The following is a 12,126-nucleotide window of genomic DNA, read 5'->3' as shown; positions in this document are numbered from 1 at the left end:
CATGGCTGAGTTGACTTGTCAGTTTGTCAGACCAGATAAGCTCCTTTACGAAGGAACCGTTGAAAGTCTGATTCTTGCTTCAGCAGATGGAGAGTATGGTGTGTGGCCAGGCCACGCACCAGAAATCATTGCGCTTGGCGATGGTGTTGTAAGACTGCACATGCCTCATCCAGAGAATGAAGAATCTATGACCAAGATAGTGATTTCTGGTGGATACGCAGAAATCGATCCAACAGGAGTCATTATCTTGGCAGATCATGCTCGTCGCGTTGATGACATTGATGCAGATGTTGTGCGCGAGACAAGAGATGACGTCATTGACCAGATGCTTTCTCTTCCAGAAGACGATAATCGTCGTGCCTACTACGAAAAAAAGATAGACTGGTGTAATCTACTTCTGAAGCAAGTGGTTGAGGAGTAAAATTCTCTCACTGTCGTTTTCGGAGGTTTATGGACGTCATAAAAGTAGTAGGTGGCCGTTCTGTCACAGGAGAGGTCACTGTAGAGGGTGCAAAAAACTCCGCCCTTAAATTGATGGCTGCAACCATCATGGCTCCTGGTGTTACTACGCTCACTAACGTTCCTAATATTGCAGACGTTCACGTCATGGGCAAGGTGCTCAAGACGTTAGGCGCTCGCATTGAAGTCGTTGGTCTTCACGAGCTCAAAATTGATACCACAGATATTACAAGCTGGGAGACTCCTTACAGTCTTGTCGCACAGATGCGTGCATCAACTGCTGTTTTGGGTCCCCTTATTTCTCGTTTTGGCAAGGCTGTTGTGGCGATGCCAGGCGGTTGTAATATCGGTGCTCGCAAAATTGACATGCACATCCTGGGCCTCGAGGCTTTGGGTGTTGAATTTAAGGTTGAGCACGGCAATATTCACGCAAGCGCTCCTCACGGCATAACTGGCGAGACCGTTTCTCTGGCCTTTGCTTCCGTTGGTGCAACAGAGAACCTGATGATGGCATCAGTTTTTGCCAAGGGTGTAACGGTCATTGATAACGCAGCTCGTGAGCCAGAAATTGTTGACCTCGCTACTATGCTCAACAAAATGGGCGCTAACATTCAGGGTGCTGGATCTCCTGTTATTGAGATTCACGGCGTCACAGAGCTGCATCCTGTTGAGCATGAAGTCGTTGGCGACCGCATTGAGGCTGGTACCTTCTTGGCTATTGGTGCGCTTACTGGTGAGCCTATTACTGTTCACGGTTTTGAGCCAAATCACCTTGGTCTGGTACTTAAAAAGTACGAGCAGATGGGCATTACCATCGAGACTGGAGATAGGTGGGCAAGGGCTTCTCGTCAGCAAGATCTTAAAGCTATCGATATCCAGACGCTGCCATTCCCGGGTTTCCCAACAGACATGCAGGCACAGACCATGACGCTGCTTGCTCTGGCTAAGGGCACCTGCATTATCACGGAAAACGTCTTTGAGAATCGCTTTATGTTGGCGTCTGAGCTTTCTCGCATGGGAGCCGATATTACCATTGAGGGCCATCACGCTATTGTTCGCGGCGTCTCCGGCTTTGAGGGGGCGCAGGTCAAGTCACCAGATCTTCGTGGTGGTGCTGCGCTTGTTATGGCTGGTCTTGTGGCCGAGGGAGAAACAATCGTTTCTGCCATTCATCACATTGACCGCGGTTACGAAGGATTTGTCGAGAAACTCGTCACGCTGGGAGCAGATGCTCAGCGCACTACCATTCCAGACGACGACTTTATCGAAGGATAGTTTGTGTCAACTAAACCAAAGCATGCAAAACTGCTCGACAACGGGGCCGCACAGGGCGCTTCGGCTGACACTGCACAAAATACTGCTACGGGAAGTACCCAAGGTACTGCACCAAGCGCTGCAGCCAATACGTCGCAGAACGCTGCGGTTAGTAACTCTCCTTTTAGTCGCACGCAGGCAGAGGGCTACCACAAGCGTCGTAAGCGTGTCTTCAGAAAGCAGATGGTAGTCAGGTCGCTTCTGGGCGTTCTTGCTGCTGTTTTTGTTGCCGCTGTGGTGGGCGCAGGTATCTGGTATGCAAGCGTTCAGGCGCAGCTCAATAACTCACAGGTCATTACTGCTGAGCTTCGTCAGACGCTTCAGGAGCCTTCTGCACCAAGCGACCCCTATTATATGCTGCTTCTAGGAACCGACGGTCGACCTGGCGAGACTGAATATCGTGCGGATTCCATTATTTTGGCGCGTGTTGACCCTATCCATAAGCGTGTGACTATGCTCTCTATTCCACGAGATACCCGTGTCTTGTGGAAGGGTTCTTACATGAAGATTAACGCCGTCCACTACTATGACGGCGCAAATGGCATGGTACAAGCTGTAAATGAACTGTGCGGCGTACATATTGCCCACTATGCAGAGGTCAACTTTGATGGTCTCGCAGGCATTACAGATGCTCTTGGTGGCGTAACCGTAAACGTTGAGCAGTACATGCGTGACACAGAGAACTTCAGCGACGTTGTTGAACTGTACCCTGGCGTTCAGAAACTGAACGGTGCTCAAGCACTCTTCTTTACTCGTGTTCGCTACGCTTTTGCAGACAGCGATTACACCCGCATGCGCCATCAGAGAACCTTCATCAAGGCTATGATTGCTCAGATTCTGAACACAGGAGACCCTGTAGCCATTGCAAATACTGTCAATTCAACAGCAAGCATGGTTATTACCGATCTATCTGTCTCAGACATTATTTCTTTGGGCACTCAGATGATTGGCATGAACACTGACAAGGATATCTATACGGCATACGTACCATCCGAGGGAACAGAAATTGATGGCCAGTCGTATGTTATTGCAGATAAAGATGCACTTGCAAAGATGATGAAAGTAATTGATGCAGGAGACGATCCATCTAGTTTAAACGGACAAACAGATGCCGAGGCAAATGCTGAGGCTGCCGAGAAAAGTTCAGAAGAGTCCTCAGAATCTTCAAACAGCTCTTCTCGCCAGTAAAACTAAGCGCCGTTTTTGGGTATCATTCAAGTGTTAGAAATAGTTTCGTTGCGTAGCGCAACTGATTTTGCATAAAAAAGACTGTCAATCAGTCGTCGGAGGAGAGTTATGGCCAACGATAACGTACAAAACGACCACACACTGACAAAAGCCGGCGAGGACTATCTCGAGGCAATTTATCGAATTGCACTTGAGCAGCCGGATGACGATAAGAGCGTCCGCTCTGTTGATATTGCCGAAAGCCTCGATGTTTCCAAGGCAAGCGTCAACAAGGCACTGTCCCAGCTTAAAGAGCAGGACATGGTTGAGCAGAGCCGTTATGGTCGTGTCACGCTGACCAAAGAAGGCGAGGCAAATGCCCGTACCACTTGGCGTGCTCACCGTGCGCTTCGCACCTTCCTTGAGGAGGACTTGGGCGTAGACACAGAGACCGCAGACGCAGAGGCTTGCCTTATGGAGCACTCGCTTTCTGTAGACACGCTGGCCAAGCTCATTGAATTCCTTGAGAAGCGCGGAATTGAGATTCCAAGCAAGTAATGTAACCTGGCGCTTATGCAAACTGGTACGTATAAAGGCGCCTGTCATTTGAGTTTATCGGCGGCAAAACCGCCATTCTAAAAAGCGCACGTTAGGTGTGCAGAGCCAACAGGGCTCATAGGTGAAAGGTAAACACATGAAGGCAATTATCCCAGCAGCAGGTCTAGGTACGCGTTTTCTACCTGCAACAAAGGTAACCCCTAAAGAGCTGTTGCCTGTTTTGGATAAGCCCGTCATTCAGTACGTAGTAGAAGAGGCTCTTGAGCCAGAAGAGGTCGATGAGGTAATCATCATCAATTCTCGCGAGAAGCCACAGATTGAAACCTACTTTGCTGAAGACCAGAAGTTTGAAGCAGACCTTTCTTCTCGTGGAAAGCAAGACCTTGCCGAGAAGATCCATGCAGCTTCTGCGCTTCCTGTTTCCTTTACCTATCAGGACAATCCGCGTGGCCTTGGCCATGCCGTGCTTTGCGCTGCAGACGGTGTAGGTGACCAGCCATTCTTTGTACTTCTCGGCGATTACTTTGTTCCAGACCGTCAGATGTGCATCCGCATGGCAGAGATTTCCAAGCAGCACAATGGCGCTTCCGTCATTGCAGTTGCTCCAGTTCCTGCAGATCAGGTGAATCGCTACGGTATTATCGCAGGTGAGTGCATCTCTTCTCCTTCAGATAACTCTGAGGGCGAGGGTGCTATTTGGAAGGTAACAGGCCTTGTCGAGAAGCCTCGTCCAGAGGACGCACCTTCTCACCTGTTTATCGTTGGTCGTTACCTGCTTTCTCCAAAGATTATGGAGCTCCTGGCAACTCAGGGTCCTGGTGCCGGCAACGAGATTCAGCTGACAGATGCAATGGAGCGCCTGCTTGCTGAGGAAGAGATGTATGCGCTGGTAATCGACGCGGAAGAGGGCTGCGATACCGGTACTCCTGCAGCTTGGGCAGCAACTAATGCTCGTATGGCACTCTCTGATCAGAGCTCTGCAGCAGCATTTAAAGAGGCGCTCGGCAGCTATGCCAACCGCATTGGATAAAAGACCCGACATACTCCGCTTTGGCAGCGATGGCTGGCAAGCCCGCTATGATAAAGGCTTTACCAGGGATAATGTAGTTAGACTTGCAGAGGCCCTTGGTACCGTCTGGTCAGAGGAGCTGCCTGGCGGTATTGTGTTTGTCGGTTTTGACACACGCTTTGAAGCAGATTCGTCTGCTCTTGAAGCCGCTGCAACATTGGCTTCCTTTGGTTTAGACGTGCGTGTGTCCGAGACTTTTTGCCCCACTCCATCTGTTTGTTGGGCCTGTGCACATCATAATAATGTAGCTGGTGGCCTCATCATTTCTGCAACTGAGCTTTCCTGCGAATATTGCGGCATGATTATTCGCGCTGCTAATGGAGGTCCAGTTTCTCGCGATTTTCTCCAGCGCGTGGAATCCGCAACGCCGCTTGAGCCAACAGATCAGCGTGGGACTTTTACCACAACAGATATTGTGACGCCTTATAAAAGTGCGCTGCTTAATCAGATTAATGTGTCTGTTATTAAGGAGCTGCGCCCGAGCGTGGTAGTTGATCCTATGTATGGTGCGGCAACAGGCCTGCTTGCTGACGTACTTTCCGCAGCTGGATGTGTTGTACACCAGATGCACCAAGGTCCTGTCAGGGATTTTGGTGGCATTCACCCACAACCAGCGGACCCTTGGGCTGATGAGTGCTCTTCGATGGTGGTAAGCCGCCATGCACAGCTGGGCCTTTTGCTTGATTGTGACGGAGACCGCGCTGCTGCCGTAGATGAAACCGGCCGACTTCTTAGTCCACACGAGCTTATTCCGCTTATCACACGCCATCTTGTACAAAATAGAAAGCAAACCGGCCGCGTTATTTCTACACTGACCTGTTCGGCAACGGTATCCAGGCAGGCAGCTCATCTTGGACTAGAGTCTGCAAGCGTGCCTGTTGGATTTGCTCGACTTTATTCAGAGATTGAGCAAGGAGACGTCCTTCTCGCCGCAGAGGAATACGGCGGAATCTGTATTCCAAGTCATCTTTTGGAGCGAGATGGCCTGCTTGTGGCCCTGCTTGTCGTGGAAATGCTAGCGTATACCCATAAATCGCTTGCACAGCTTGTCTCTGAGGATGAGGCTGAACTGGGTCGCATGTGTTATAGCAGGCGAGGAGTGCGACTTGATGCTGCAGCCACTCAGGCGTTCAGAAACATCCTTCCAGGCCTCAATCCAGAAAACGTTGCAGGTAAAGTTCCTGTTTCGGTAAGCCATGCCGATGGCCTTAAGCTTCAGTTTAAAGACGATTCTTGGGTGCTCATTCGTCCTTCTCGTATGGATGCGCTGGTACGCGTGTATTCTGAGGCTGCTAACGAGACACTTCGCGATCAACTTCTTGATGCTGCTTGCCAGATTGTCAAAGACGAGATTTAGCCCAAACAAAGCGTGTCGAGAAGACCGTTTAAATGGCAGCGTAAAAGACACCGCAAAAGGCAGCGTAAAAACGCGCAAGAAGACAACGTCAAAATCGCGTAAAGCTCGCACAAAGATAATGTCAAAAAAGCGTAAAAACTAACGCAAAATGACAACACTATATATAGTTGAAAAATAAAGTGTTACTACTAGACGACAAAGGGAATTTAGTGCCCAATATACGCATTAGTTCACTAAAGACTACGAATTGTGTAGAAATTGTGGAGGAATTAAGAAGATACAAAATCATCTTCACAAACGAGTCGTAAGTGCGTATAGTTATTCCCCGCGCCGCGCACCACGCAATGTGAAATCGCAGCGCAGCGAACCTTGAAAACCGGATACTGCGATCGAAAGATCAGCAAAGACAGACAAGCGAAATTCGAATTTGAACATTTTGTTCAATAGTCAATTCATAATTTCAGCGAATCCGAGATCAGCGGGATTTTAGAGACGTGGATTCAACTCAACTTTAAATTGTACTGACTTTTAGTCAGTTTAATTTTGAATGGAGAGTTCGATCCTGGCTCAGGATGAACGCTGGCGGCGCGCCTAACACATGCAAGTCGAACGATTAAAGCACCTTCGGGTGTGTATAAAGTGGCGAACGGCTGAGTAACACGTGGGCAACCTGCCCCTCTCATTGGGATAGCCACGGGAAACCGTGGATAATACCGAATACTTCGAGACTTCCGCATGGAAGACTCGAGAAAGCTCCGGCGGAGAGGGATGGGCCCGCGGCCTGTTAGCTTGTTGGTGGGGTAACGGCCTACCAAGGCAATGATGGGTAGCTGGGTTGAGAGACCGACCAGCCAGATTGGGACTGAGACACGGCCCAGACTCCTACGGGAGGCAGCAGTGGGGAATCTTGCACAATGGGCGAAAGCCTGATGCAGCGACGCCGCGTGCGGGATGAAGGCCTTCGGGTTGTAAACCGCTTTCAGCAGGGACGAGGCGAAAGTGACGGTACCTGCAGAAGAAGCCCCGGCTAACTACGTGCCAGCAGCCGCGGTAATACGTAGGGGGCAAGCGTTATCCGGATTCATTGGGCGTAAAGCGCTCGTAGGCGGTCTGTTAGGTCGGGAGTTAAATCCGGGGGCTCAACCCCCGTTCGCTCCCGATACCGGCAGACTTGAGTTTGGTAGGGGAAGGTGGAATTCCTAGTGTAGCGGTGGAATGCGCAGATATTAGGAAGAACACCAGTGGCGAAGGCGGCCTTCTGGGCCATAACTGACGCTGAGGAGCGAAAGCTAGGGGAGCAAACAGGATTAGATACCCTGGTAGTCCTAGCCGTAAACGATGGACACTAGGTGTGGGGGAATATTTCTTCCGTGCCGCAGCTAACGCATTAAGTGTCCCGCCTGGGGAGTACGGCCGCAAGGCTAAAACTCAAAGGAATTGACGGGGGCCCGCACAAGCAGCGGAGCATGTGGTTTAATTCGAAGCAACGCGAAGAACCTTACCAGGGCTTGACATTTAGGTGAAGCGGCGGAAACGTCGTGGCCGAAAGGAGCCTAAACAGGTGGTGCATGGCTGTCGTCAGCTCGTGTCGTGAGATGTTAGGTTAAGTCCTGCAACGAGCGCAACCCTCGTCGTATGTTGCCAGCGGTTAGGCCGGGCACCCATACGAGACCGCCGGCGTCAAGCCGGAGGAAGGTGGGGACGACGTCAAGTCATCATGCCCCTTATGTCCTGGGCTACACACGTGCTACAATGGCCGGCACAATGGGCTGCCAACCCGCGAGGGTGAGCGAATCCCTAAAGCCGGTCCCAGTTCGGATTGGAGGCTGCAACCCGCCTCCATGAAGTCGGAGTTGCTAGTAATCGCGGATCAGCACGCCGCGGTGAATGCGTTCCCGGGCCTTGTACACACCGCCCGTCACACCACCCGAGTCGATTGCACCCGAAGTCGTCGGCCTAACCTTTTAGGAGGGAGACGCCGAAGGTGTGGTTGGTAAGGGGGGTGAAGTCGTAACAAGGTAGCCGTACCGGAAGGTGCGGCTGGATCACCTCCTTTCTAGGGAGATACCCTCTTTAGAAGAGATAACACTAACTTTTTTGACGAGTAGTTCCCGTCTTTCCCGTTGATGTCTTTGTTGCACGAAAGTGCGCAGTATTCGGTCTCGAGGGTTCGCCCTCGCGTACCTTGAGAGCTGCATAGTGTGACAAACAAAAATTCGATTTTCTTCAAGAAGATCGCATCTGATCGCATTTGATAAGTAATTATCAAAGTGCAAAAAGTATGTTCAAACCATCGAAAAGAAGATGGTAAGGGCAAACGGTGGATGCCTTGGCACAAGAAGCCGATGAAGGACGTGATAAGCTGCGATAAGCCACGGTAAGGAGCACATATCCTGTGACCCGTGGATTTCCGAATGGGTAAACCCACCAAGAGTCATTTCTTGGTACTTCCTGCTGAATATATAGGCAGGATAGAGGTAACCGGGGGAACTGAAACATCTAAGTACCCCGAGGAAGAGAAATCAAACGAGATTCCCCTAGTAGTGGCGAGCGAACGGGGATATAGGACAAACCGTCAGTTGCGCAAGCGCTGGCGGGGTTGTAGGACCATTCATTGTGGAGTTACAAAACTTCGTGGAAGCAGAATAGCTTGGAAAAGCTGGCGAGACAGGGTAAAAGCCCCGTACGCGAATCTGCGAAGACTCCCGAGTGGCACCTGAGTACTGCCGGACACGTGAAACCCGGTGGGAACCTGGGGGGTCCACCCTCCAATCCTAAATACTCTCTTGTGACCGATAGTGAACCAGTACCGTGAGGGAAAGGTGAAAAGCACCCCTAGCGGGGAGTGAAATAGTACCTGAAACCGTTTGCCTACAAGCAGTCGGAGCAGACTTTTGTCTGTGACGGCGTGCCTTTTGTAGAATGAGCCAGCGAGTTACGGCATGTGGCAAGGTTAAGCTAAAAAGCGAGCCGCAGCGAAAGCGAGTCTGAATAGGGCGAGTGAGTCGCATACCGTAGACGCGAAGCCAGGTGAGCTATCCATGAGCAGGCTGAAGCGGGGGTAAGACCCCGTGGAGGGCCGAACCCACTTAGGTTGAAAACTGAGGGGATGACTTGTGGATAGGAGTGAAAGGCCTATCAAACCTGGAGATATCTCGTTCTCTCCGAAATAGCTTTAGGGCTAGCCTCGGATGTTTACCAATGGGGGTAGAGCACTGAATAGTTGCGGGGGCTTCACCGCCTACCAAGATTAATCAAACTCCGAATACCATTGGTCTAGAATCCGGGAGTCAGAATATGTGGGCTAAGCTGTGTATTCGAAAGGGAAACAGCCCAGACCGCCCGCTAAGGTCCCAAAATCAATGCTAAGTGGCAAAGGATGTGCGTTTGCTCAGACAACCAGGATGTTGGCTTAGAAGCAGCCATTCATTTAAAGAGTGCGTAATAGCTCACTGGTCGAGTGGACATGCGCCGACAATATACGGGGCTAAGCATTGTACCGAAGCGGCGGATCAGTACTTTGTACTGGTGGTAGGAGAGCTTTCTGTACGGGTTGAAGCAGTTGGATAACCAACTGTGGACTGTCCAGAAGTGAGAATGCTGGCATGAGTAACGAGAGACATGTAAAAAACATGTCCGCCGTAAACCCAAGGTTTCCTGGGCAAGGCTAATCCTCCCAGGGTTAGGCGGGAGCTAAGGCAAGGCCGGAAGGCGTAGTCGATGCACAACAGGTAGAAATTCCTGTCCCTCCAAAAGAGCGTTATCACCAATGGGGTGACGGAGCAGGGTAGCTAGGCGGGGTTCTGGACGTCCCCGTGATGGCACGTAGGCTGAGAAGTAGTGAAATGCGCTTCTCGTGATGGCTGAGGTGTCGGACGAAGCAATTGAGTGAAGCTAGTAAGCCCATACTTCCAAGAAAAACCTCTAGGGAGCTCTGAGGAGCCCGTACCGCAAACCGACACAGGTGGGTGGGTAGAGCATACCAAGGCGATCGGGAGAACTATGGTTAAGGAACTCGGCAAAATTGCCCCGTAACTTCGGGAGAAGGGGTGCCGGTTTCGGTGAAGGGATTTACTCCCCGAGCTAAGATCGGTCACAGTAAATAGGTCCAAGCGACTGTTTATCAAAAACACAGGACTCTGCTGAAGTCGTAAGACGACGTATAGGGTCTGACGCCTGCCCGGTGCCGGAAGGTCACGAGGAGTTGTTAGCATTAGCGAAGCAGCGAATCTAAGCCCCGGTAAACGGCGGCCGTAACTATAACGGTCCTAAGGTAGCGAAATTCCTTGTCGGGTAAGTTCCGACCTGCACGAAAGGCGTAACGATTTGGACGCTGTCTCAACCATAGACCCGGTGAAATTGCACTAGTCGTGAAGATGCGACTTACCCGCAGAAGGACGGAAAGACCCCGTGAACCTTTACTGCAGCTTGACATTGGCTGCCGGTTCGTCGTGTAGAGGATAGGTGGGAGACTTTGAACCAGGGACGCCAGTCTCTGGGGAGTCACCCTTGGAATACCACCCTCGACGTTCTGGCATCCTAACTTGCGACCGTTATCCGGCGTGAGGACCGTGTCAGGTGGGTAGTTTGACTGGGGCGGTCGCCTCCTAAAATGTAACGGAGGCGCACGTAAGGTCTGCTCAGGATGGTCGGCAACCATCCTTTTGAGTGCAAGAGCATAAGCAGGCTTGACTGCGAGGCCTACAAGCCGAGCAGATGGGAAACCAGGTTCTAGTGATCCGGCGGCTCAGAGTGGTATGGCCGTCGCTCAACGGACAAAAGGTACTCCGGGGATAACAGGCTGATCTTCCCCAAGAGTCCACATCGACGGGAAGGTTTGGCACCTCGATGTCGGCTCATCGCATCCTGGGGCTGGAGCAGGTCCCAAGGGTATGGCTGTTCGCCATTTAAAGCGGTACGCGAGCTGGGTTCAGAACGTCGTGAGACAGTTCGGTCCCTATCCTCTGTGGGCGTAGGAAAATTGAGGGAGGCTGCCCCTAGTACGAGAGGACCGGGGTGGACGGACCTCCGGTGTACGGGTTGTTAACCAATAGCATTGCCCGGTAGCTGAGTCCGGTCGGGATAACCGCTGAAAGCATCTAAGCGGGAAGCCCATCCCAAGATGAGTTTTCCTTTCGGTAAGACCCCTTGTAGACTACGAGGTTGATAGGATGCAGATGTAAGTGCTGTAAGGCATTCAGTCGAGCATTACTAATCGGTCGAGCTCTTCTTTTCTTCAATATATTTTGAACTGATGCGTGATTTTTGAAGCCTTTGAATTTAACGTCACACTGTGCGGCCCTCAGGGCACGTGAGAAAACCCTCATGAGACAAGAATACCCCTTGTTGGTCAGCGACCATGGCAGGGGAGGCACACCTGGTCCCATTCCGAACCCAGAAGTTAAGCCCCCGAGCGCCGATGGTACTGCGGAGTAAGTCCGTGGGAGAGCAGGACGTCGCTGACCAACAAGGGGCATTTTTATGTCGAGAGGATCTCACTTTTGTGGGGTCCTCTTTTTTTGGTAAAACATATTCGAAAACAGCATAAAAATTTTTACTAAAAATCCATATTTATTACGTATTATATATTTATTGTGTATCACAATATTTACATAATTTTCTTAATTAAATACCGTTCACGGAAGATAATTTTTACCATTTGATGTTATCTAATTTCAACATTTGTGCATTTCTGTGTACATTTTGGCACTAATCTGTCTTGAATCTGACCATATTTCACCTACCGTTCACCTAAACCTTCTCACTTTCTGACAAATTTAGCTTGATTATTTATCGCACACCAAGTTTTGAGATGAAAAATGTTAGAGCGCTTGTAGCGCTTGAGTATTTGAATAGTAAGGAGAGCTTTATGGAGTCGGAAAACAGAGAAGAAGTTGGAACAGAGTCGCTGCTAGGCGGGTCTTCTCGCCATGTGATGGGGGACTATAGCAGGATTGTTCCACCGCAACACTTCTTTAGAACAATGGAAAAGACGAAGAGGCCACTTGCGCTTTGCGCGGAACCCTGCATGGGCAAGACCATGTTTCTGAGAGAGCTGGCAGACTATGCACAGTCGAACGGGTGGAATGTGTATGAGATTTCTCTTTCCAGCCTTTCGGCTCAAGAGGCAACCCAGATTCTTACTAAGAAAAGTACTTCTATCTGCAATGCAAAGAATTCAAAGGTACTTAAAAGGCTCGTT

General features: G+C 50.6%; 6 protein-coding genes and 3 rRNA genes. All 9 read left to right on the top strand.

From position 1 onward, the window contains the following. Position 1: 1 nt before the first annotated feature. The 9 genes from atpC (at position 2) to rrf (ending at position 11,389) form a co-directional block, all read left to right on the top strand. Complete coding sequence (atpC, locus tag HMPREF1492_RS04765; protein WP_035427227.1) at positions 2 to 421, top strand: ATP synthase F1 subunit epsilon; 420 nt, start codon at positions 2 to 4, stop codon at positions 419 to 421. Between the two features lie 29 nt (positions 422 to 450). Further along, complete coding sequence (gene murA, locus HMPREF1492_RS04760) at positions 451 to 1,734, top strand: UDP-N-acetylglucosamine 1-carboxyvinyltransferase (protein WP_035427229.1); 1,284 nt, start codon at positions 451 to 453, stop codon at positions 1,732 to 1,734. Between the two features lie 3 nt (positions 1,735 to 1,737). Further along, entirely contained in the window at positions 1,738 to 2,961 is a 1,224-nt protein-coding gene (locus tag HMPREF1492_RS04755) for an LCP family protein (RefSeq protein WP_035427231.1), read from the top strand. Between the two features lie 108 nt (positions 2,962 to 3,069). Beyond that, positions 3,070 to 3,498, top strand: coding sequence for a metal-dependent transcriptional regulator (locus HMPREF1492_RS04750; protein ID WP_035427232.1), 429 nt, complete (start codon positions 3,070 to 3,072; stop codon positions 3,496 to 3,498). 136 nt (positions 3,499 to 3,634) lie between these two features. Continuing rightward, positions 3,635 to 4,528, top strand: coding sequence for a UTP--glucose-1-phosphate uridylyltransferase (locus HMPREF1492_RS04745; RefSeq protein WP_035436489.1), 894 nt, complete (start codon positions 3,635 to 3,637; stop codon positions 4,526 to 4,528). Further along, a complete protein-coding gene (locus tag HMPREF1492_RS04740) occupies positions 4,509 to 5,924 on the top strand; it encodes a phosphohexomutase domain-containing protein (RefSeq protein ID WP_035436486.1) in 1,416 nt (471 codons plus the stop codon). Before HMPREF1492_RS04745 ends, HMPREF1492_RS04740 begins: the two co-directional genes overlap by 20 nt. Positions 5,925 to 6,468: 544 nt before the next feature. Continuing rightward, positions 6,469 to 7,980, top strand: a 16S ribosomal RNA gene (locus tag HMPREF1492_RS04735). Positions 7,981 to 8,221: 241 nt separating this feature from the next. Next, a 23S ribosomal RNA gene (locus HMPREF1492_RS04730) occupies positions 8,222 to 11,159 on the top strand. A gap of 114 nt (positions 11,160 to 11,273) precedes the next feature. Beyond that, positions 11,274 to 11,389, top strand: a 5S ribosomal RNA gene (gene rrf, locus HMPREF1492_RS04725). Together the 16S, 23S and 5S rRNA genes form the textbook arrangement of a ribosomal RNA operon. Positions 11,390 to 12,126 lie beyond the last annotated feature (737 nt).

This window comes from Atopobium sp. BS2 (assembly GCF_000565075.1).
In the GTDB taxonomy this organism is placed as follows: domain Bacteria; phylum Actinomycetota; class Coriobacteriia; order Coriobacteriales; family Atopobiaceae; genus Lancefieldella.
Note: the sequence above shows the minus strand (reverse complement) of the source record. Positions and strands in the feature narration are given on the sequence as shown.